Consider the following 23508-nt stretch of genomic DNA (forward strand, 5'->3'; position numbering starts at 1 on the left):
GCTCAAAGCAGTACCTATATCTTATCAATTTTTATTAGGTAAAAGGAGTAATTATCCTTCGTGTTTCCCTTTGCCTCGGCCGTTATCATTGCTGATATTTTCTCAACAGGAATTTCCTTTTTAAACAACTTTCCAATTTTTTCCTCGTCTATATTCTCGAGGATTCCATCGGAACAGAGCATAAAGAAATCATTCTCTTGAAGATTTTCGATGGTTTTCACATCTACTTTGGATGGGTTCAGGCCATTGATTGCCCTCGTAATGATATGCCGTTTGGGATGGTTCCTTGCTTCCCGCGGCGTAATCTCTCCCATATCCAACATTGCCTCCACAACTGAATGGTCCTTGGTGCGGTAGAGCACTTCTCCATCACGAATATGGTATATCCTGCTATCACCTAACCAAGCTATCTGCACTTTTCCAACTTGGTCTGATATATACAAAAGACTCAATGTACTTGCCATGCCCTTTGATTCCGGAAAGTTTCTTAAATGTTCACGGAAGGTATTTTCCACAAATTCTAGGGCTTTCGACCAATAGGCTGGATCTTGCACTCCCCTGGAAGGGTTATCTTTGATAAAGGAAGCCATTTCGTTACACACCAGACGGGATGCCAATTCACCTTTGGCTTGGCCACCGACACCGTCACATACCATGAACAGACGGGAATCCTTGGTTGGAATTGCAGGGTATATGGTATCCTCATTTGATTCCCTACTGCCTATTTCATTGCAACGGACCGGTAGTTGAATTTCCATTTTCTTCAATATTTTTTAACAACCCAATCACAGGCTTTTTTATACCCCTTTTCACAAGATCGTTGAAACCAGGTTTTTGCCAGATAGATGTTTTTTCCGGTTCCAAGGCCACTATAGTAACAAGAGGCTAGGTTATACATTCCGACTCGATCACCATTTTTGGCAGACTTTTGATATAGTTCAAAAGCCCGTTTCATGTTTTTAGACCCTCCGAGGCCACTGTCGTACATATAGCCGAGATAACTTTGCGCATTGGCATGATTTCGATCGGCCGCCTTTTGGAACCATTTTTTGGCAGCGTAATAATATTTGCCATTGTAATACATCACCGCCACCCTGTATTGGCTGTGCAAGTCACCATTTTCTGCGGCTTTCAAATACCACGGGGTAGCATTTCCTTTTTTGTCCTTGCCCAACTTGAGGTCGTAATACAGGTCAGCCAATTTTATTTGAGCTTCGAGATGGCCTTTAGTAGCTACATTGAGATACCTTCTTTCGGCTTCCAAATAGTCTACAGGCCCAGCCAAACCCTTTTCAGCCATAGTGCCTAACATGAAGTCTGCAGCTAAAATATCTTGGGCCGCTGATTTGGTAAAAAATTCTTTGGCCTTTTCGTAATCCTTGTTTATTCCTTTTCCTTCATAATATAATCTGCCTAAAGCGTAAAGAGCTGAACCTTGATTTTGACCAGCGGCAAGCTCATAATATTTTATTGCCTTGGGCAGATCTACGGTTCCATCCGCTTCCCCATATTCAAGGATTTTAGCCATCATGTATTGTGAGTTGGCATACCCTTTGTCAGCGGCTTTTTGGTACCAACCTTTTGCATTTTTTATGTCTTTTGTAATACCCCATCCATAATAGTGCAGAAGACCCATATTGTGCATTCCGAACGTATTTCCCTTATCGGCCGCCAATTGGAACCATTTCTTGGCCTCTTGATAATTCTTGTCGGTGAAATATAAAGTGCCCAATTCATTTTGAGCTCCCAAATGTCCTTTATCTGCCGCTTTGGTCAACCATTGTATTGCCTTTATGCGGTCCGTTTTAGCCAATACTCCATTTTTATAGAAAATGCCCAGATTAAATTGGGAAATAATATCCTCGTTCTCAGCAGCGATTGTAAATAGTTCCAAAGCCTTCACAGTATCTTTGGCCACATACTGACCAAACCTGTACATATTTGCCATGCCCCGATATCCAGAATACCTGCCGATGGACGCGCATTTTTCATACCCCTCGAACGCTTCCTTATAATTTTTTTCAGACGTATTGAGGATTGCTAGGTTTTCGATTGCAGCTGGATGGCCCTTACTAGAAGCTTTTTCATAATACAGTTTTGCCTTACTCGCGTCCTTTTCCATAACAAAACCAAAAAAGTGCATTAACCCCCTTAGATTTAGAGCCTCTGGGTTACCATCATCGCTTAGAGTCACAATGCTGTTCTTTGCCTTTCCATAGAATTTTTTGGCCTCGACCGTGTCCATATCCACACCGAGTTCGTTCTGATAGGCCCATCCATGATTAAAGTTCGCCAGGTCATATCCTGCATCAATGGCCATATCCGCATATTCAAAGCCCTTTTCGTAATCGACCTCTGTCCCGTACCCATTTTGATTGAATCTGGAAAGGAAATAAAAGGCTTCTCCGGACCCATAGTCGGAGGCCTTAATAAAGATGTCATAGGCCTCTTTGAATTTGCCTTCTTTATAAAGGTTCCACCCATCTGCCAAAAGCGTATTTATCTTGTTGGAGCGATAAAAAGCGTAGCCCCCGAAGCCCAGTCCCAAAACCAAAAAGAATGTTATCAGGGCAGGCCAGACCTTTTTCCTTTTTCCCCTTTTACCTTTGTCCTTGGATATATTTGAAGGAATAAAAATGGTGCCCTCGCCACCATCGATTTCGTTCACCGCACGTACGAAGCCGGAGACAGAGGAAAATCTATCTATGGCATTTTTCTCAAGACTGGTGCGTAAAATGGCTTTATATTTTTCTGGAACTTCCGAGTAATCCGGTTCTTCACCAATGATACTATCCCTGGTCAGTTCATAGTCCTTACTGCCATGACCAAAAGGTAATTTACCCGTCAACATCTTGTAAAACATGATTCCCAAGGCCCAAACGTCCGTTCGTTCACCGATTTCACCATTCAATCCAAACTTCTTTTTGAAGAACTGCTCAGGGGCCATATAATGGGGTGTTCCTACCCCCTCGGTCATGGACTGTTGGATGGTTTTTTCGGATAGGACATCTTGACTGATACCAAAATCCGTTATTTTGGAAACTCTATTTCCGCCTCTATCCTTGCCGAAAAGAACATTGCCAGGCTTTAAATCCCTATGAATGATACCCTGTCCATGAAGATAATCCACGGCTTGGGCGACTTCCAAAATGATTTTTTCGGAATCCTCTAGGGACAGGCCTTTTTGTATGGCCTGGGCTAAGGTGCCCTCCCCAGCATATTCCATAATAAGAACTGGATAGCTGGCATTTCTTCCCATGGCATCTTTGTGGACAATGTACTCGAGATCATAATAAGTGATCAGATGCGTATGAGAAAGCCCATCAATTTTGGAGAACTCCTGTTCCAGACTGTACTTTTTCTGTCCCGTACTCCCTTGTGTACCCCTGGATACGGCTTCTTTGTAAATCTTTAGTGCCACATACCTGCCTTCGGTATTTAAATCACGTGCCTTGAAAACCTCGGCAAATCCACCTTCCGCGATTAGGTCTTTTTCAGGGTCCCACTCATAATGTGATAGTTTCATAGGTTTTTTGTTGTTTGTTCGGTCGTTTCCTAAATGTACTAAAAATCAATGTTGTTCTTGGATATGAGCCACCATTTTGCATGCCCCATCATGGCCTTGTCCACAAGCTTTGTTGAACCATACCTTCGCCTTGCCCAAGTCTTTCGGAATTTCCACCCCTTCATAGTAGAGGTTGCCCAACGTCACATTTGCATTGGTGTTTCCTATATCCGATGCTTGTTCAAATAGCGGAACGGCTTGCTGGATGTCTTTTGGCACTCCCTGGCCCTTGAGGTGCATGATTCCCAAATTGAATATCGCCGGGGCATATTTCTTTTTTGCCGATTTTTGAAAGTATGCAAAAGCCTTGGAATAGTCCACTTTGACATTTTTCCCAAAATAGTATGTGCAACCCCTTTCAAAAAGGGACTTTCCGCTTTTTGGAAAGAACCAAATCACCGCCAATATTACCATTAATATCCAAAGAGAAAAACCCCATAGCCAATCCGTAAATGGTATTTCGTAAGACGGCATAGGATTCGGGAGACTACCGTTTTCTTGAAAGGATAAAAGTTGTTGGTTATCCAGTGGATAGTACGATCCAAACTTTCCCCTAATGCCCAAAACGTAGCCATCATCCTTTATGTATACTCCCATAAAGAAGAATTGGGAAGTGGTCTTATATCCTAAATAAAGATCTTCCCCATTCGAACCCTTTATGTCTACATCCATAATTTTTTCTATGCGTTCGCTTTTTCCGAAAAGACCCCTGACTCTTTTGGCCATGGCTATGTTTGGAACGAGGGCCATTAAGAATACTATCAAAACAAATTTTTTCATTATTTCAGCTTTTATGGTTATAATTAGAGTTTGATCTACTTACTTTTTTGAAAGCCCATTTCCTGGCTTCTTCCCCAAACCGGGTATGCTCTCCGAGCAAGTCCCTAAAACTGTGCGATTCGAAAAATGCACAACCAGCACAAAACGATACCTCGCTTTCCGAATCATAGAGACCTTTAACGTAAAGTTTCTCCAAATTGGTCAATTTGATAACTTTTTGTTCTTCCAATGCCTCACATAGCACTACCGCCAAATATCTTTTTCCGGTATCATTCGAGAAAAGCAGCTTACGGATCTTTTCATGTTCCGATCTTTTTATGGCCAACTCCATTTCCAAAACCAACTTTGTTGGTCTGCCGAAAAAAGAGCAGTGAAATCCTATGACTGACCGTTGTTCTTGTGCATTTTGGGTATATCCATGTTTCATCCCTGATATTAGGAACCAGAATACGAAGGAAATAATCAATAAAAGTGGGGGTAATTTAAAGCTTATGTAATTTAAGGTCTTCATCTTCTGTTTGGTTCATGTTTACATACATGTATAACCATAAAATGAAAATGTCATCTTTTTTACGACTTCTATTCTTTTATCCGTTCAAAGGGTGAGCTGCATTTTCTGAAAATTCCCAAATAATCAAGGCTTACAGGAATGACCTCATCGCCGTCGGTATTCACCGCGCCCCATTTTTTTTCAAATTTGACCGGGGCCAAACCGTAGGAAAACCTTTTGGCTTCCCAGTACCTTAGAGGAACTACCTCATCCCCATCACTATTTATAAAGCCTCCAAGGGAATTGACAACGAAAGCAAACCCGTCTTTAAAACCATGAGTCATAGAAAACTTGAATGGTATGACCTCGATTCCTTCTGAATTGATGAAACCATATTTGTTACTGAATTGAACCGCTGCCAGGCCTTCAGAAAAAGCTTGGGGTTCATTGAGCACATAATGGAATGGGGATTCCTCATTATATTTAAATTCAGTAATGGGATTTCCTTGGGAATCAAGATATCCCCAATATTTATCTTTCGCCACGGCAACCCTGCCCTCAGAAAATATACTGGCATGCTCATATTTGCCAGGAATTGTTTCATTGCCCCTCTTGTCTATAAAACCATAACCGTTTCCAAATTCTACACGGGCCAAACCTTCTGAAAATTCCGAGGCATCGGTATACTTTAAAGAAATGATCTCGTTACCTATTTTGTCGATGTAGCCCCATTTCCCATTTAATTCGACTTCGGCCAAACCTTCTTGAAATTCGTAGGTAGTGCTATACTTTGGGGGTATGACCATTTCGCCAAGTTTATTGATGTATCCCCATTTTCCATTTGTTTTGACCGCGGCCAGACCTTCTGAAAACCCATAAATTTCTTCAAATTTACTTACGTCGATTTCTTCTCCATCTGTATTTGCTATGAAGGACTTCTCTTCTAGTTTTAACTTGACAAAACCATCATTAAAAAAATTATAGGAACCATCTATGTCAAAAATGGGAGGAATCACGAATTCTCCCACAGTATTTATGAAGCCGCATTTTTCTCCAAGCACTACCTTCGCTAAGCCTTCATAAAAACCAAAGGCCCTATCAAATTGGAGCGGTATTTCAAAATCGCACGCTTTATTGATATATCCCCATTTTCCGCGAACGAGAGCCGGGGCAAGGATTTTGTCTCTTTTTTCCATTCCCATTTATCTTTCTTCGTAAACTACTGTTTTTATGGGTTCCCTTGTTATAAAAAGTCGTGCCAATCTGTTCGTGGTAATATCAACGGTAACTAAGGGCGTCGCATCTTTTGCATCTTCATCCAAAGCATAAATTTGACTGTCCTGGACCAGGTAATAGTAATATCGTCCAGCTTCTTCCACACGGTATACCATTGCCTTTTCCAAATCCAGATCGGCTTGGATTATAAGTTCCAACTGCCGTTCTTCTTTATTGAAAAAATATGTTTGTTCTCCACTATTGTCATTATCAAACCTAACCAACAATTCCGATAGGACAGTTGAAGCATTTTGGACGCCAACAATGTTCACGGTTACCTCTTCTTGGGATGGAACTGATTTAATGGGTCTATTGAAAAGTGTATTCACCCCCTTGTTGTTGCGCTTTGCATCAACCTTTATCAACGGTAACCTCCGTTTTGTTTTTTCCAGATCATAGTAGTCGTTTTTATACTTAAGAAAATAGCCAGATTCCTTGTTCTTTAAAATCCTAAGGGACAGGGCTTCCAATTTCCCCATCAATGGACGACCGTACAATTTGAAAACACCGTCATGAAAAGTATAGGAAAGGGACCTAGAGGATTGATATTTTCTTACCGCTCTGCTTGGAAGGGTTTTGTAACCACCAATAGCCAATTGTACCTCGCTCTCTGTGTTGGGATTTTGAACACTGTCGTGTTTTTGTAAACCATCGGTATTCTCTCGATTGACCAGATTGTCATTATCCTGCACTCTATCAATATCTGGCTTATCCAGCTTATTTTCTTCGACCAGTTTTCCCTCATCCAGATCAAAAATGGAATCGGTCTTCATTGTGGATGTTGTATCCACGTCCACCACGGTGGGTTCGGTGTTTGATGTTGAAGGGCCGTACTGATTGAACAGTAAAATGGCCCCACCGATTATCAAACAGGCTGCTATTGCCCAACTATAAATGAAAAGTCTTCGATATCTTCCGTTTGGTCGGTCTGAAGTTGGAGTTTCTTGGTTTTCTTGATACTCTTTATAGTACTTTCGTAAGCGGTTCTTTAATTCTGCCTTTTCTTTCTTGGTTATTCCCTCATATATTTTTTCATAGACCCTTACCTCTTTGGCAAAATCGGGATTGTGGTGCATTAATTCCTCTACCTCATCTTTTTCCGATGGGGCCAGTGTACCTCGAAGGTATTTGTCTATCAATGCTATGTACTTTAATTCCTCTATCATTTTACTGTTCTAAAGCGATTATGTCCTCGTACGAAATGCTGGACCTTAGCTTTTTGAGACATCTTAATTTTTGCTGGCTTGCCGACCTGGCGCTTGAATAGTTGAACCTTTCGGCGATATCCTCCATGCGCATGCCAAAAAAAATAGCGGTTTCCAGAAGGGATTTGCACGGTTCCCCCAAGCGTGACATGGCCCTGCCCAAATAATCCTTTAATCTGGGCCCTGGGTGGGTAACCTCATAGATCAGTTCTTCTTCAAACTTGCTTTCAAAACCATTGGCTTCCCTAGGTTGTTCGTGGCGCTTTCTTCGGTTGAGTTGGTTGAGCCACTGTCTTTTAGAAATTTCAAACAGGTATGTGCTTATTTTACTTCTTTGCTCGTATTTTCCCGACATGACATTCTTGTAAAAGACGATTATCGCTTCTTGGAACACATCGAGGGCATCTTCCTCGTCCCCATTGTTTCTGCAAATCCAGCTTTTTACCATCCCCAAATGGGCATATAACTGCCCAAGGCATTCCTCGTTACCTGATTTTAGCTGGCGTAAAAGTTCGTGGTCAGTCATTTAGTCAAAAGGCTTTCTTAAAAACTTATTTCAAGTAGGTCTTCTATGGGCACATTGAACCTATACCCCTCTATAAGTACCTGTGCCTCCCCCAAAATAACAAAATTCACTTTTTGATCGGTCAGCCAAGAGAATTTCATTTGTTTCAACAAGTCCAGATTGTTAAAAGTAACCTGTAAAGGAATTATTTGTGACCCCATGGGTTTCTGATCATATGGTTCTTCCAACGTCCAATGTGCTACGGATTCTTTAGCCTTATCCAGATAAAAGCCCAGCTCCAAACTATCGATTTGATATGCAATGGGCATTTGGTTGATGGCCTCCATTTCGAGTCTGAGTTGCGTTTTTCTTAAAGAAGGTAGCTTGTCACTGGATATGGAGCGTAACTTAAAATTTTTACCATAGTCCAAGTTTTGCTCAATCTGGGTCAGAATAGCTTGTTTGGTATTAAGATGAATTTGGTCATCCAATCCTATACTGAAAGAGTTCAACATAAAGCTGACCTTTCCGTTTCCCTTGAGCTCAAAAGTCGAAGAGTCCGAGGTAAGCAGTTCGGGATAAAATGTGCTTAACCTTTTTAGGCTTATTTTGCAGCTTACAGGGATTCCTATGGTATCATTTGCATTTAGCGCAATCTGTTCCTTTAAGAATCCATTGCCCACCAACGAGTCCCTATAGTAGATTTCCATACTGGATTGGCGCAATTTTGTCCTGACATTGTTTGGGTTGTAAACAATGTAGTCCATCCCTACCATAAGGGTGTCATTTTTGGAATTCAAAATGGCAATGTTGTCGATGGCCACGAATTCCGGTCTCTTGGCACATGAGATAATGACAGAAAGGACGGCAAACAGGACTGTTGCCTTTATTTCGGTTGTTATTTTCATAGGGCATCCTTCTTTTTAAGTGATACGAAAATCAGCAGGTAAAAAAGCATGCTGAGAATGGCGATGGCCAGAAGGTTCCTATCAAACCCATCAAAGAGACTTCCTATCAATTTTCCTTGGTCCACCAGTTTTTCATTATAAAGGTCCAATATTCGAAGGGCTGAGGAGGGGGCATCCCGTACCCCGTTGGCAGGAGGGGGCAGTGCCACTGTAGCAATTACGGATTGTGTGGTATCGACAGTGCCTTCCAAATTCGGGGATACTTTGTCCTGTACCCGTGCCAATCCCTCGGTGCCCCATCTTCCCAGAGTGAAAAAACTCAACAGTTCCACAAGGGTATTGTTTATTTTGGTCATTACCCCTGCCAACATAATCTGTGGCATCAATGCAATGGGTACCACTGTCATCACCTTTTCTGTATTGTTGAAGGTCGCTGAGAGCCAAAGCCCTATGAGTGACGCCGAAACGGAGATATAGAACATGAATGCCGCGCTTCCCCAAAACGAGCGAAGAAATATCTCTTCAAAGTCGGGGTGGGAATTCCATTTAAAGTTAACATACACAATGCCCACAAAAATCAAGGTCTGAATCAGTGCGATGAGCGCAAGAACCGCCCATTTGGAAAGAATATATGTATTGATGGCCAAATTGAACATGCGCTCCCTTTTGTAAATGGGGAGTTCCCCGACAATTTCCTTGGCGGCATTACTGACTCCGAACCAAATCCCTGAAATGGCCATCAAGAACAGCACCCCTACCTGGAACTTGTCAAAGACCAAACAAACAAGCCCCCCTATAATAACAGGTTGTGCCAAGAGAAGTCCGAGGTTCTCCCTGTCGTTGACCTTGATTCTGAAATACCTGGAAATCAGCCAGAACAATTGCAGCCAATGGGAGTCTTTCCGCTCTTTTTTGATTTCCTGGTTAATCGTCCTAGGCACACTTTGCTTGGGCGGTTTTTGATAAAACTTACCAACCACCTCGAAATCGCTCATTTTGCTGTAAACCTCTACAATATTGCCCACTTCAAAATGGGCTGTCAATAAATCCGCTGATCCTTTAAAGACCAAATGCCCCTGTACTCCCAGAAATATGACCTCATCCACATAACTGAGGTCTTCTGGTTTGTGAGTGACCATGACTATAGTAGTCCCATTGTGTGCCAATTCTTTTAAGCTGGTCAAGAAACCCTCTATAGTTTCAGGATCCAGTGGAGAGGTGGGTTCATCCAAAAAGAGGATAGTAGGTTCGGTCAAAAGTTCCACGGCAATGGAGACACGCTTGCGTTGACCGCCAGATAGACTACCTACTTTTATAGTCCGAATATCTTTCTCTTTGTCTTGGTCCAGATTTAGATCGGAGATTACCTTGTCTATTCTTTCATTGATTTCTTCATTGGTCGTATCATCCGGCAAACGCAATTTGGCGGCATAGAACAAGGTCTTGTAAACGGTCAGTTCCCTATGGACAATATCATCCTGTGGTACGTATCCTATCTTTTTTTTGATTAAGCCAAAATTTTCTGTCAGCGAAAGTCCATGAATCAGTACTTCCCCAGAAGTGGCGGGATTCTCCCCATTGAGACATTTTAATAAAGTTGATTTTCCGCAACCTGAGGGACCCATCAATGCCACGAACTTGGATTGATGGATATCCAGTGACATATCTTGGAGCCCGATTTTGTTGTTCGGGTATTTTTTTTGTATGGCACGGGCCATAATGGCACTTTTGATTTTTCTTAGGTCTCTGGGACCGTTACCAAGTGTTATGCTGTAAAAGGATATGGTGATAGTATCACTGTCGTTCAGCTTTGTCTTGGTCTTTACTTCTTTTCCGTTTAGATAGGTCTTATTGGTAGACCCTAGGTCCTCAACCCAAAAACTTCCCTGGGAATATGACAGCAGGGCATGTTCACGGGTCACCGTAGGGTCTTCCAAAACAAGGTCATTACTTTTTTGGCGTCCAACTTTTAAAATCCCTTTCGCCATTATTTTTTGTTTGAAATCGAATGGACCTTGTCTTTCAATTTCTTCTTGTTCCTTTTTTTTGGTAGGTTTTTCAGTGGAAAGGTAAAAGGTTAAAGAAGCGATATTGACCATGTCCCCTGGTTTCAAACTTGACCAAACATTAGGCTGCAGGCGTTTTTCATTCACCTTGGTACCATTGGCACTCTCCAAGTCGATGATAAAGACCCCTTCTGATCTTCGTTCAATTTGGGCATGCTCCCGGGAGACCCTTCTACCGTCCACTTCAATCTCCGCACCGTGTCCATTTCTTCCAATGGTCAGCTTTTTCCCCGGCTCAAGGGGTATCGACCGTGTATTGTAAATTAAATACATCTCTTTTATCTATTGTTGTCTATATAGGAGTGTATGCAGTTCTTTCTATGTTCTGCAAAGGGGTGTGTCGAAGTAAGCTTTCTTAGCAAATCCTGTTTTTCATATCGCTCCAATTTTTTGAAAAAATCCGCAAATCGGTTAACATTGTAACCTGCGGCCTTGGCAAGCTCAAAGCCGACTTTGTCGGCCTCATATTCGTCAATTTGATCAAAGGGCGGGGCCAGTGTTCTGTTGATTTTACTGGCTATTTCCGCAAAACCGTCCATTCGGGTCATATCCCCTAGATCAGTGGAGAGTGTGAGCTTGGTCACTTTACGCTGGGTGTGCAATCGGTCCTCGTGGGCAACTTCATGACCAATGATGAAGGCCAGTTCGTCATAGGAATCCACAAAGTCCAATAGTCCGGTGGTGATGTAGAGATAGCCACCAAGAGTGGCGAAAGCATTGATTTCATCCGATTTAAGTATGCTCAATTTGTAGTTTACCCCTTTACGGGAAACGTTCTTTGAGATTTCTTGTAGGATTTCCTCGACCTTTTCCCTGGCAAAATGGGTGTTGTCCAATTGGCCCAACAAGACGTATCGGCTGTAAATTTCCCTGCCGATGGAGCTTTTGGAATTACTGCTGATATAGAGTGCAAAATCAAGCCAATTGTTCTCCGCCTGTTTCAATAGAAAGGCGGGGCCATCAAATGCATGGCCACAGTTGTTCAACAAGGCTGCATCTTCAACTTTGGAGGTGTAGACGGCTATAGCTTCGTCAAGTTTATCCAAGGGCAGTTCCTGTGCACCGGACCATTTAAAAAGGAGAATGACTAGAAGAGTGGAAAGGGTTGGTTTCATCTTGTTTTTATGGTATATAACCAAATGTAGCAAATGTCATCTTTTAAGTGGAAAATTTCCCTATAAATCTTTGCTACAGACACTTGACAACCACTGCTTGGTCACTTTGGATTCCTCCTCCGAAGGTCTTCTGTTGCCTTTGCCCAAGCACTGTACCAATATGCGGAACTTTGGACTTATCTCGATTGTAATGACCCTGTTTCCATTCTTTTTCAGGGAGAAAATTGCCGAAGTGCCCGAGGCGCACCTTCCTGCATAGGTTCCCACACAATGACGCATAATCCGTCCTTCTTCATACAATTGTTTGCCGTTGGTCAGTTCCACAAAATCCCATGTATTGTCCTTCCCGTCCGTAAAGGTCCAATCCCAATAATGCCCCTCCCATTGGTATCCTATCCATGAGGGCAAGTATCGGGAGGCCAAATATTCCTCGCTGGCCGCGAGCACGTTATTTACCGTCCTCCCCTTCCATGTAAATTCCGCTTCATTACCATTACGAGTCGCTTCAGTATATCGATGAAGAGCCCAATCAATTATTAGGTTGCTTTCCTCGTCGCTTATTGACTCTCGGTTCCTAATCAACCATATCACCGTGTTTTTCCAAAATCTGTGATAAGGCTCATCGGACGTCCGTTCCGTCGGGTCAATCACCAGTGAACGACTGTACATTATGCGCATGAAGTCCTGTTGGTTCCCTCCCAACCTTCGTATTTCTGCATAGAGACATGATTCCATGGGGTAATCGGTGTTGGGTGCGTCTTTAAGAAAGTGCTGGAATTTATTGGAAATATTCCATCCAAAGTATTCTGACGCCTTCTTAAGACTTCCACCTTGTCCAATAATCAAGTACCAGCATATCCACTTGAAGGGAATGTAGTCTCTTCCAAAGCCGCCATTGTGATTTGGGAACCATTGTTCATTGAGAAAACTGGGCACATCGTATGCTGTGAAAAGGTGATCAAGGATGTGTGCTCCGCTTTCCGGTGTCCAAGATTCAGGACCTCTCAACCAAAAAGGGGACAACAAACTGCACCACTTTGCAATAAACTCCCCATGTTCTGGGCCTACCGCCTTTCTGATTATTTCAATATTTGATAGATCACCAATCGCTTTTCGTAGGTATTCCACGGTCTTGTCCATAGTGTCTGGTAGATTATTTAAATCCTTAAAATAGGAGTGCAGTCTTTCCTCGATTTGGTTTCCCGGCACCAAAGTCTTTTGAAGTTCTTGTAGACGTGAATCCCAAGGCAGCATATCACCGATGTTTAACTTCTGAACCGTCCTTTCCTGGCTGATGACCTTCTCGTACACCCTTTGATAATTGTATTCGCAGATATCCTCTTGGCTTCCCATGCCAATGTCGCTATAATAGCAATCAACACAACAGTGGAAACCGGGAATATAACCATTCAAAGCGGCCAAAGGGTCCCTTAGGTTGTTCCAGTACATATCATGGACATGGCCTCCAGATTTGTCTAAATGGTATTGTTCCAGTTCTTGCTCCAAAGAAGTCTGGGAATTCTTCAATTCATAAAATCGTTGCCAACGCCAGTTGTGGGGTTTTTTGTAAAACTTACGGCCCATTTTGGAATGCTTTTGATTATCCTCTAGTAGTATATAACTAAAATAAGGGAATATCATCATTAAAGTTTGTTTGTAAGCAGATTGAATGAAATTTATTGGTTTAACAGTTTTCTTAGCCGTATTTTAAATCCAGTGTTTAAAGGGATGGTTTGTTTTTTTGTTTTCATTGAGTTACCCGTTTTAATTGATATTCATGAGTATCACAATAAGAAAGAATTTTAGAACAGTTTTTCCCAGAAATGTTTAGCTTTCTATCAGAGGCATTAAAACTTGAAATAAACAAACACAAAAATCCACCTCTTCTATAGCACCAGTTTTCAACTTCTGCTAGTCTTAATTGTTGATAACCCCAATTTCTTCTATTCAACCACCTATTTGCCCATATTAAAAATAGCTTGATTTGGTATCAAATAAAACCAAATAAATCTAAGGATTCATCAATGCTATTTAATCTGAACTATTTTGATGTAAAAAACAGTAAATCAGATATTTGTGAATAAAATATGTCGTCCAATCTTACTTTTCCCTAATCCTCTCTTTATCTTTATCCAAAGAATTCTTCAAAAGAAAACAAAAGCGCTTTTGTTCATTTTTAATCTATAAAAAGAAACAAAATGGACAATTTTTTGATACTCGAACGGCTCGACCGTTTGGAAAGGCTAATGATAGCCAACAAAGAGGTGCTCACATTTGATGAGGCCTGTGATTACACCGGCATATCAAGAAGCTATCTGTACAAGCTTACCGCTGCGGGGCATATCCCGCACTCCAAGCCCAATGGAAAACTGATATTCTTTGAAAGGGAAAAGATAGTCAGTTGGTTGCTACAGAACCAACGTAAGCCATTGCCGGAAAGCGATACGATTGTGGATTCAAATCCTTAGCCACGGAATCATTTTTAAATTATTTGTGGATTCACCAAAAGTGGAAGTAATCACAAAATTCCAAAAAGCACCAATATGGAAACAGTACCATACATAAGGGTCGGGACCACTTTTTACAAGTTGGTCAGGGTTCCGACCATTTCCGGACATTTCAACGAGCAGCTGGTCCCTTGGAACGAGCATATCATCAAGCAGGACCATGGCAAGGACTATCTGGGCAAGGTGCCCAAATATGATGGGTTCGCCTGTATTCCCTGCCATGTGGATTTTAAAAAGGAGCACCATGGTTTCTACAACACCTATTCCCCATTGTCGCACCAACCGAAAGAGGGAAGCATCAAAAGGACACGGGCCTTTTTGGGGCATATCTTCGGCAACCAGCTGGAGCTGGGATTGGACTATCTGAAACTCCTGTACCAAAGACCGGTGCAGGTGCTCCCCATCCTCTGTCTGGTCTCCACGGAAAGGAACACCGGGAAAAGCACGTTCCTCAAATGGCTCAAGGAAATCTTTGGAAACAACCTTACCTATCTGACCAATGACAGCTTTGCAAGCCAATTCAATGCGGACTGGGCCAACAAGCTGCTGATATGCGTTGACGAGGTATTGTTCAACAAAGAGGAGCTTACTGAGCGCATCAAATATCTGAGCACCACCAACCGGAACAAACTGGAGGCCAAGGGAAAGGACAAACGGGAAGTGGAGTTCTTCGGGAAGTTCATCCTCTGTAGTAATAACGAGGACAGTTTTATCAAGATCGATGCCCATGAGACCAGGTTCTGGGTTAGGAAGATTCCTTCACTTAAAAGGGAGGACACCGATTTCTTGGACCAGTTGTCCAAGGAAGTGCCCGCTTTTTTGGATTTCCTGTCAAAAAGGGAATACAGCACAAAACAAAGAACCCGAATGTGGTTCACGCCCAAACAGGTTTATACCACAGCACTGAAGAAACTGGTGAACAATAACCGGAACAGGGTGGAGAAGGAACTGGCCAGCCTATTGCTCAGTGCCATGGAAAAGTTCGAGATGGACTATGTGGACCTTTGTCCCATCGATGCCCTGCACATGCTCAACCGCACACGGGTCAAGACCGACCTTACCCAACTGAGGCGGTTGCTGAAAAATGATTGGAAACTGGACAACCAGCCCAATTCCAATAAGTACCAAAAGATTACCATCTGGAACACCGGTGAGATCAACATCGAGGACGCCAAGGGAAGGTACTTTACCATAAAAAAGAATTTTTTGGTCCAAAATTTTGATGATTTGATGACAGATTGATATAAGCCCAGTGTTTATAAGGGTTCAGGCTGTCATCACTTTTTCATCATTCTGTCATCAAAATAAAAAATGATGACAGGGACAATGAAGAAAAAAACAAAAGTGATGAAACGATGACAAAGTGATGACGGGGGAACAACCAGTATTTACAGGGTCTCCCAGAGATTTGTCATCAAATCATCAAAAATCGATTAAAAACAGAACCATGAAAGAAAAGAGAATGGACTGCGAAAAAGCCCGCAACATTGACATCGTTTCCTCGCTGGCCAAGTCGGGGCACTTTCCAGTCCGGAAAACGGAAAAAGAAGCTTGGTTCCTCAGCCCGTTCCGGAGCGAGACCCAAGCCTCTTTCAAGGTATCATTGAAGAAAAACTATTGGATAGACTTCGGGACCTTCGAAGGGGGCAGTACCATAGACCTGGTCATGAAAATGGAGAACTGTTCCGTAAGGGAGGCATTGGAGCGTTTGTCCGGAAATATGGACCATTTTTCTTTTCACCGGCGGCCGAATCCAACCAAAACTGAACATAAGGCCAATCCTATTGAAATCATCGAGGTAAAGGAAATCGAACACCGGGCCCTACAAAACTATCTGAGCTCCAGAAAGATCTCGACCAAGACCGCAAGAAAACTTTGCAAGGAAATCCATTATCGAATAGGTGGTCGAAAATACTTTGCCATCGGACTCAGGAACAGGTCGGGAGGCTGGGAGCTGCGAAACAGATATTGGAAAGGGTCCACATCGCCAAAGGATGTTTCGATGATCGGGAAGAGATTCAAGAAATTGGCCATTACAGAAGGTGTGTTCGATATGCTTACCCTATTGGAGCTGATGCCAGAAATCGGGAACGGCCATGACCTTTTGATATTGAACACCACGGCCTTTGTAAAACGGATGACCACAGAGATAGGGGAATATGAAAATGTGGAGCTGTTTCTTGATAGGGACAAAACGGGACTGGGGATGACGGAACTGTTATTGGAAAAGTGCCCGAACAGCAGGGATATGTCATTTCTCTATGAGGATTTTAAGGACATGAACGAATGGAAGGTAAAAAGCGCGAAGGATGAAGTTCGGCAACGAATTCAAGATGTGTCATTGTCATGACAAATCTTGCTTTTGCTCCCGAAGGTCGCAAAAGATGATGGAAAAATGAAGAAAGAGTTCGTCCAGTTCCGGTGCTCGGTCTACGAGAAGAAACTGCTGAAGATCAAGGCCCGGAAGAGCGGTCTTTCCCTCAGTGAGTACTGCCGCCGTGCGGCCTTCGAAGACCGGATAGTGGAGCGGATGACGGACGAACAGATAGAGGCCTATAAACTATTGGTCAAATACCAGCGGAACTTCAAATTAATCACGAACATGTTCCGGAAGCGGAACCCCAAGTTGGCAGAGGAAACTGCTCAACTGGCCAAAGAGATACGACAACACCTTTTAAATTTTAAGAAATGATTGGCATGGGCAAATCCATATCGCACACTGCAGCCTCGATGAGCTATGGGATGAACCAGGAGAAAGGATCGGAGATTGTCCACAGCCAATATCTGGCCGGGGAGACCCCTCGGGAGATTACCGAGGAGTTCAAGGTCATCCAAGAGCAGAACGAACTGTGCCGGAAGAACACGCTGAGCTTTGTGCTGAGTCCCACCATTGAGGACGGGAGGAAACTGGAAAGGGAACAGCTCAAGGAAATGACCGAAAGGTTCCTTAAGGAAATGAACCTCAAGCAGCATCAGGCCGTTGCCTTTGTCCATAGGGACAAGGAACATGTGCATGTCCACCTGTATGCCAACCGGATAAACTTTCAGGGGAAGGCCTATAACGACAGTTTTATCGGGAAGCGTAGCCAACAAGTAGCGGAGCGGGTGGCCAAACAAATGGACCTGACCACGGTAAGGGAGGTACAGCAGGAAAAACTCTACCGGATGCAACATGTCCGCTCTGAAATACAGAAGATCCATGAAAAGGTCATGGCCAGAGAGCGGCCAAGGGACTTTGACCAGTACATCAAGTCCATGGAGCAGAACAATGTAAAGGTCATCCCGAGCATCAACAGGCAGAACCAATTGCAGGGTTTCCGTTTTGAGCATAAGGGAACCAATCTCAAGGGAAGCGAGGTGCACCGGTCCATGTCCTTGGGCCGGATTGCCCGTCAAATGAACTTTGAAAGGAACATGGCACAACGAATCGCCAAGGACAAGAGCATGCAGCTTTTGGGCAGGACAGTGAATATCCCGACAAGTTTGACTCAGACCATCATAAAGAAAACCATAAAATTGGCCATAAAAGTGGTCAGGGACACTGGAATAGGAATCTAAATACAACAACATGGCAAAACTGGATGAAATAGCGGAACTGTTGACCGAGGAGATCAACGGCTTTGAGAAGAGCATCGGCCGATTGGAAAAGATTAATGAGGATTTCAAAAACCTTCCACTAAGGCCAGATACCAGCGAATTAAATGCGCTTCTAAAAGAGTATGGCAACAACCAAAATAACAATATTCAGGAACAACAAAGACTGATGGAAAGGATTCTTCATAAAGTAGAGCGGTCCGTTCTCTTGCCCAGTTGGGCCATAAAACTTACTTGGGGGTTGTTGGTCACTGTCCTGTTGGTCCTTGGTTTTTCCATCTATCAGGTATCAAGGATTTCCAAGAAAGAAGAAGTTGCATATACCAAAGGACGGGATAGTGCCGTGGAACATTACGGGACGTTCCTTGATGGGAGCCCAGAGGCAAAGGAACTCTACCAAAAATGGCTGGAGGATAATGGCAAAAAGTAGGACAGCGCCCTATCCTATTTTTGTTCAACGCTTATCTTCCCGAACGCTGCAAAAATAGGCCAGGAACCATGCGCTGAAGTTTTGAGTAAGGATTTGGGACTAGGAAGGGTTAAGGCTACAGTTTAACCAACTTCTGATTATAATTGTCTAGTATATTATTCGGTAGGGACTTCAGATATATTTGAGTAGTTGATAGTCGATTATGGCCAAGCATTGAAGAAATAGCTTGTAAGGGAACGTCCTGCAGCATAGCTTGGGTTGCAAAACTATGACGAGATACATATGAAGTCAACCGCTGTTCTATCTTGCATTTTATTGCAATTTCTTTAAGTCCTTTATTATATCTCTTCCGTGCCCATAAGACGTCTTTATATTGAAGTTCAAATGTGGCTCTTTTAATTATTGGAAATATAAACTCAGACCTCTCTTTATCCCTAAGATAAAACGAGAGGATTTCCTTTAACTGAGGCGTAATGTTAATATCATACGGTTTTGATGTTTTTTTTCTTTGGAATTTAATTCGGTTGTCAATGATATTTTGAACCCTTAAAAAAGCCAAGTCCATAAAGGAAATACCATAAAGCATGTAAGAGGCAAGGAAATAATTTCTATAGTGAAACAGACTATCCGTTTCTTCTAGTTTTAAAAGCATAATTGATTTGATGCTTTTAATGTCCAGCGCTCTTTTTTCTGTAGGAGTAGTTTTAATCCTATAATGTGTAAAAGGATAAGCATCTCTAGAAACAACATCAGACTTAATGGCCTTGTTAAAGACAGCTTTGATTGTTCTCATATACGTCGATAGGCTGTTAACAGAATTGCCTTTGGAAAAGTGCCAGTTCTCAAATCTTTTGAGAAAATCATAATTGATTTCATTGAATTTGATATCATTTCCATTAGCGAATTTCTCCAACACCTTAATTACCGCGTAATATGTGTTTGCATTACCATAACGTTCAGCTGCTTTTAACTCTTCGACAATATCCTCGCTAAACTGAAAAAATGAATCTAATGATGCGGTTTTTACAATTTTCTTCTTAAGCTGCAAAATGGATAAAAAGTTGAGCTCGTCCTTTTCGTTCAGGTCATTAATTATGTCGACCGCTCTCGTCTTTTCTTTTAAGAGTTGATTATTTAGTTTACTAACTGATGAAGTGCCTTTGAACGCTCTCTTAACTTTCTCATTTTTATTATCCCAAAATTCCTTTTTTATAGATAGACCTAAGCTTATGGAAGTTGTTTTTCGAAAATGAGTTAATCGCAAAATTATAGGGTAGGAGGCATCTTTTTTCTTCCTACGCGTATCCAAAGAGAGTTTTATATTGGTATTCATCCTAATCAAAGATAAAAAAATTTGCACGCAATTTGCACGCAAATAGATGGTTTTAATTGAAATCAAATAAACACAAAATTTTTTAAAACACTGAAAAACAAATGAATATGTATTTTTTTGATTCGATATAGTATAGTAATCCTCTTTCTGGCAGGCAAGAGGCCACCGGTTCGAATCCGGTATTCTCCACAAAAATTGTAAAAGCACCTCATGGACGGGGTGCTTTTTATTTGTAGCATTCTAGAAAAAAACTTAGCAGATCACTTCTTTTTACAAAAAAGAAGTGTAAAATAATTTTTTAGATGCTTGAGGTGTTCGGCTGTAAGGTCTTTTCCCTTGTACCCTTTGGATATTATAAAAGCTCCTTCAAAAATTACCAGTATATGGTCTGCTAAGGATTGAACATCTATTTCCATTTGAGGCTCATATTCCTTAAGGACATTATTGATCAACTTTTCCATAGTTTTCCTCCAAGTCAACAGGGTGTCCGTTATTTGGTCTAGAATATCTTGGTCAAATTGGTTGGGCTCATAAAGGTAAGACGCATAAAGGCAACTGTAGGGGTCGCCAAGGCCGGACATCATATTTATAAATTCTTGAATAAACTGTAAAAGGCGACTTAAAGAATCTCCATTTAGGCCCTCAGTTTTTGTTAAGGCCGCGTTCATGTGATGAATGTCCTCCAAGGCAAATTCCTCTATCAATGCTTTAGCCAAGGCGTTTTTGGTTTTAAAATGATAAAAGAAGGCACCTTTTGTTATACCAGCTTTTTCCAAAATCTGATCAATACTCGTGCCCGAGAATCCGTTCTGAAATACTAAGTCCTTGGACTCGGCCAAGATTTTATCACGAGTTGGTTTTCCACTTCTTGCCATATGTTAAAAGTAGAAAAACTAAACAAACTAGTTGGTATGTTTGTGAAAAATTTTATATTTGCACCAACTAGTCTGTTATAATAAAATTATAACCATCAAAAAACGAATCAATTATGAAAAATTTTATTTTACAATTACCGACTCCCTTTGAGTTGATTTTCAACCCTATTTCCTACATTATTTTCGGAATGTATGGAGTTTTAATGCTATGGGAAGCCATTTTGCCAGCAAGGAAACTACCACATGTAAAATTTTGGAAACTACGAGGCATCATAGCCTTTGTGTTTTTCTTTTTCCTTTCTTCCTATCTACCCATTATATGGGATGGGTATTTTGCCGAGTATCAAATCTTTGACCTTACTGGTTTGGGTACAGGTTGGGGAGCATTTGTGGGTGTAATGGTCTATGAATTTGGGGAATATGTATGGCATAGAACCATGCACAACAGTAATTTCCTTTGGAGAAGTATGCATCAGATGCACCATAGTGCAGAGCGTTTGGACAGCTATGGCGCGTTTTACTTTAGTCCATTGGACATGGTCGGATGGATTATCCTTAGCAGTATCTGTCTTGTACTTGTAGCTGGTTTTACACCGGAAGCTTCCACTTTAATAATTTTAATAACAACATTTCTAAGTATTTTTCAGCATGCCAATATTAAAACCCTAACATGGATTGGCTATTTGATACAACGTCCGGAATCCCATACCATACACCATGCAAAGGGGGTGCACGCCCATAATTACGCTGGAATAGCGTTATATGATATCCTTTTTGGAACTTTTAAAAATCCTAAGGAATACACGCACGAAACAGGTTTTTATCACGGAGCTTCTGCAAAAGTGAAGGAAATGCTTCTTTTTAAGGACATTTCAAAAAAAGTGAAATAGGACTAATGTTTTTTGGCGTTTTGAATGTCAGGTCAACAACTATGCTTCAAGCATAAAAAATAGAAAGGGGCAGCTAGGATATTAGTGTATGAAAACGTATATTTTTAGATAGATGAAGAGATTTTTCACCATAATCGTTATCACACTTTTATCTGGACAAGTATTTGGACAAGTTTTAAATACGACAAATATGGCAACCATTAATGGCATTGAAATGCATTATGAGGTCCGCGGCAAAGGAGAGCCGTTGCTGCTTCTTCATGGTTGGACCCAATCGTCCCGGTTTTGGGAAGATTATATTCCAGAATTTGCTAAGCACTTTCAGGTATATGCCTTAGACCTTAGAGGGCATGGTAAAACCTCGGCGTTAACACCCGAATTTACCATAGAAAAATCTTCCGAGGATATTTTGGCACTTTTGGAGTATTTGAACTTGGAAAGTGTAAAAGCAATCGGGTTAAGTTTTGGAGGGCTCACACTGCTTGAATTGGCGAAGAGTAATCCTGAAAAGATAGCATCTATGATTCTAATTGGGGCTTCACATAACTATAATGGAGCTGACAACAATATGGATGACTCATTTTCCTATGAAAACCTGCCGGATGCATTCAAGGAAGAGCTTAAATTGAACCATCAAAATGATGAGGTAAAAATCAAGGCATTGTTCGATCCAAACTTGAACTATCAAATCAATCTTGGTAAAGAAGCTTTAGAGGATATACATGCCAAAACATTGATAATAAATGGGGATAGGGATGAAATTTTAGGGATTGACCCTGCAGTTACACTTCATGAAAGCTTGCCGAATTCAGAATTATGGATTGTTCCAGGAACCGGGCATATTGCCATCGTGGAGCTTAATAAAAACAGTTTTATCACGAAGAGCATTCAATTTTTAAAACAATGAGTAAACCCTTGAAACGGTAGTTTTTTTAATTACTGTTGAGACAAGTTATCCATTAAAATCACAAAAGCACCTCAGGAACGGGGTGCTTTTTTATTTGGCTTTACCATTAAAAATCTTACCAAATTTCTCTGGAAGTTCATCAGTAATGCGGATGATTTCATTGGTAAACGGATGTTCAAACTCTAGTGAATAGGCATGCAAGTACGGGCCCTTGCCTCTTAAAATCAAGCCTTCCAAGGAATAGTCTTTATCCCCGAGGATGGGATGCCCCAAACTGTGAAGATGTTTACGCAATTGATGTCTTCTGCCCGTTTTGGGGTGTAATTCCACCAAATTCAGCGTGCCAAATCGCTCTGAGGTAACAGATTCCTTTACTTGGTAGTTGGATTGTGATGGTTTCCCATCGATATCGGAATTTATAGTTTCACTTGGTTCCATGTTGCCAATGGCGACCGCATAATAGGTTTTGAAAATGAGCTTATCCTCAAACATTCGGTTCAAAGCACGGATGCTGCTATTGGTCTTGCCCACCAAAACAATACCCGTAGTGGCATAATCCAAACGGTGGACAGGTTGAGGAGTTACAGCATCTGATAGCGAACTGGTTTGTAGGTTTTGCGGCAAAGCATTGGCAATGGTCTTGAACTTGTTGCCACTCACTTCGATGCCAGCAGGTTTATGGATGGCAGCCAGATATTCATCTTCAAATAATACGTTGAGTGGAAAATGGAATTGCTTTTTAGGCTTTGTTTCCTTTGGAATCGACAATTTTATTTCCTCTCCGCCTTTGATTAGGGTTGCCGTGGTGGCAATGGCTCCATTGACAGTGATATACTTTTTCTTAAGGGCTTTTTTGAGGGCTGATTTGGTGGGAATCGTCTCAAAAACACCCACACCATATTCCTGTAACCGTTGGGCAGGAATGTTTTTGGGGACGATATGGGTTTCGGTAGCTTCGATATATAAGATAATTGCGTAAAAGTACCATTTTTGAAAAAAGTCATTAATGGGTTACATACAAACATTAACCATCCTTTAGGATGGATTTTTTGTATTTGGCCCA

General features: G+C 41.7%; 22 protein-coding genes. 8 read left to right on the forward strand and 14 right to left on the reverse strand.

Annotation, left to right across the window (positions count from 1 at the left end; genetic code table 11):
- Positions 1-14 precede the first annotated feature (14 nt).
- The 11 genes from PY092_RS02075 to PY092_RS02125 form a co-directional block, all read right to left on the reverse strand.
- Positions 15-758, reverse strand: coding sequence for a PP2C family protein-serine/threonine phosphatase (locus PY092_RS02075; RefSeq protein ID WP_252080914.1), 744 nt, complete (start codon positions 756-758; stop codon positions 15-17).
- 5 nt (positions 759-763) lie between these two features.
- Entirely contained in the window at positions 764-3526 is a 2763-nt protein-coding gene (locus PY092_RS02080) for a serine/threonine-protein kinase (protein ID WP_275614196.1), read from the reverse strand.
- Between the two features lie 45 nt (positions 3527-3571).
- On the reverse strand, positions 3572-4345 hold the full coding sequence (locus tag PY092_RS02085; protein WP_252080911.1) for a tetratricopeptide repeat protein: 774 nt from the start codon (positions 4343-4345) through the stop codon (positions 3572-3574).
- A gap of 4 nt (positions 4346-4349) precedes the next feature.
- A complete protein-coding gene (locus tag PY092_RS02090; RefSeq protein ID WP_252080910.1) occupies positions 4350-4772 on the reverse strand; it encodes a hypothetical protein in 423 nt (140 codons plus the stop codon).
- Between the two features lie 152 nt (positions 4773-4924).
- Positions 4925-6031, reverse strand: coding sequence for a WG repeat-containing protein (locus tag PY092_RS02095; protein ID WP_275614197.1), 1107 nt, complete (start codon positions 6029-6031; stop codon positions 4925-4927).
- A gap of 6 nt (positions 6032-6037) precedes the next feature.
- Entirely contained in the window at positions 6038-7276 is a 1239-nt protein-coding gene (locus PY092_RS02100) for a hypothetical protein (protein WP_275614198.1), read from the reverse strand.
- A 1-nt stretch (position 7277) separates the two neighbouring features.
- Positions 7278-7841, reverse strand: coding sequence for an RNA polymerase sigma factor (locus PY092_RS02105; RefSeq protein ID WP_252080907.1), 564 nt, complete (start codon positions 7839-7841; stop codon positions 7278-7280).
- Between the two features lie 17 nt (positions 7842-7858).
- Positions 7859-8728 carry a hypothetical protein gene (locus PY092_RS02110; protein WP_275614199.1) on the reverse strand — a complete coding sequence of 290 codons (870 nt, stop codon included), beginning with the start codon at positions 8726-8728 and terminating at the stop codon, positions 7859-7861.
- Positions 8725-11067: an FHA domain-containing protein gene (locus PY092_RS02115; protein WP_275614200.1), complete on the reverse strand. Its 2343-nt coding sequence runs from the start codon at positions 11065-11067 to the stop codon at positions 8725-8727. The genes PY092_RS02110 and PY092_RS02115 overlap by 4 nt, the downstream gene beginning before the upstream one ends.
- A 5-nt stretch (positions 11068-11072) precedes the next feature.
- A complete protein-coding gene (locus PY092_RS02120) occupies positions 11073-11909 on the reverse strand; it encodes a M48 family metallopeptidase (protein ID WP_008183741.1) in 837 nt (278 codons plus the stop codon).
- 60 nt (positions 11910-11969) lie between these two features.
- Complete coding sequence (locus tag PY092_RS02125) at positions 11970-13493, reverse strand: PcfJ domain-containing protein (protein ID WP_275614201.1); 1524 nt, start codon at positions 13491-13493, stop codon at positions 11970-11972.
- A 614-nt stretch (positions 13494-14107) separates the two neighbouring features.
- Here PY092_RS02125 and PY092_RS02130 point away from each other — a divergent pair.
- From PY092_RS02130 to PY092_RS02155, 6 genes are all read left to right on the forward strand, one after another.
- Positions 14108-14377, forward strand: coding sequence for a helix-turn-helix domain-containing protein (locus PY092_RS02130; protein ID WP_252080903.1), 270 nt, complete (start codon positions 14108-14110; stop codon positions 14375-14377).
- 75 nt (positions 14378-14452) lie between these two features.
- Positions 14453-15658: a primase-helicase family protein gene (locus tag PY092_RS02135; RefSeq protein ID WP_275614202.1), complete on the forward strand. Its 1206-nt coding sequence runs from the start codon at positions 14453-14455 to the stop codon at positions 15656-15658.
- 205 nt (positions 15659-15863) lie between these two features.
- Entirely contained in the window at positions 15864-16766 is a 903-nt protein-coding gene (locus tag PY092_RS02140) for a CHC2 zinc finger domain-containing protein (protein WP_275614203.1), read from the forward strand.
- A gap of 45 nt (positions 16767-16811) precedes the next feature.
- Complete coding sequence (gene mbpA / locus PY092_RS02145) at positions 16812-17108, forward strand: mobilization protein MbpA (protein ID WP_275614204.1); 297 nt, start codon at positions 16812-16814, stop codon at positions 17106-17108.
- Positions 17109-17113: 5 nt separating this feature from the next.
- Complete coding sequence (locus PY092_RS02150; protein ID WP_275614205.1) at positions 17114-17974, forward strand: relaxase/mobilization nuclease domain-containing protein; 861 nt, start codon at positions 17114-17116, stop codon at positions 17972-17974.
- A 10-nt stretch (positions 17975-17984) separates the two neighbouring features.
- A complete protein-coding gene (locus tag PY092_RS02155) occupies positions 17985-18440 on the forward strand; it encodes a DUF6730 family protein (RefSeq protein WP_275614206.1) in 456 nt (151 codons plus the stop codon).
- A 115-nt stretch (positions 18441-18555) separates the two neighbouring features.
- Here the strand turns inward: PY092_RS02155 and PY092_RS02160 are convergent, their stop codons facing one another.
- Both PY092_RS02160 and PY092_RS02165 read right to left on the reverse strand, forming a co-directional pair.
- Positions 18556-19773: a site-specific integrase gene (locus tag PY092_RS02160; protein ID WP_275614207.1), complete on the reverse strand. Its 1218-nt coding sequence runs from the start codon at positions 19771-19773 to the stop codon at positions 18556-18558.
- Positions 19774-20033: 260 nt separating this feature from the next.
- Positions 20034-20648 carry a TetR/AcrR family transcriptional regulator gene (locus tag PY092_RS02165; RefSeq protein ID WP_275614208.1) on the reverse strand — a complete coding sequence of 205 codons (615 nt, stop codon included), beginning with the start codon at positions 20646-20648 and terminating at the stop codon, positions 20034-20036.
- 113 nt (positions 20649-20761) lie between these two features.
- On the opposite strand from PY092_RS02165, the gene PY092_RS02170 reads away from it, so the two are divergent.
- Together PY092_RS02170 and PY092_RS02175 are read left to right on the forward strand one after the other, a co-directional pair.
- Positions 20762-21538, forward strand: a complete 777-nt coding sequence (locus tag PY092_RS02170) for a sterol desaturase family protein (protein ID WP_275614209.1) — start codon at positions 20762-20764, stop codon at positions 21536-21538.
- 190 nt (positions 21539-21728) lie between these two features.
- A complete protein-coding gene (locus PY092_RS02175) occupies positions 21729-22445 on the forward strand; it encodes an alpha/beta fold hydrolase (RefSeq protein ID WP_275614210.1) in 717 nt (238 codons plus the stop codon).
- Positions 22446-22535: 90 nt separating this feature from the next.
- On the opposite strand, the gene PY092_RS02180 is transcribed toward PY092_RS02175, so the two are convergent.
- A complete protein-coding gene (locus tag PY092_RS02180; RefSeq protein ID WP_275614211.1) occupies positions 22536-23339 on the reverse strand; it encodes an RluA family pseudouridine synthase in 804 nt (267 codons plus the stop codon).
- Positions 23340-23508: the final 169 nt, after the last annotated feature.

It is taken from the genome of Flagellimonas yonaguniensis (assembly GCF_029193885.1).
Classification (GTDB): Bacteria; Bacteroidota; Bacteroidia; order Flavobacteriales; family Flavobacteriaceae; genus Flagellimonas; species Flagellimonas yonaguniensis.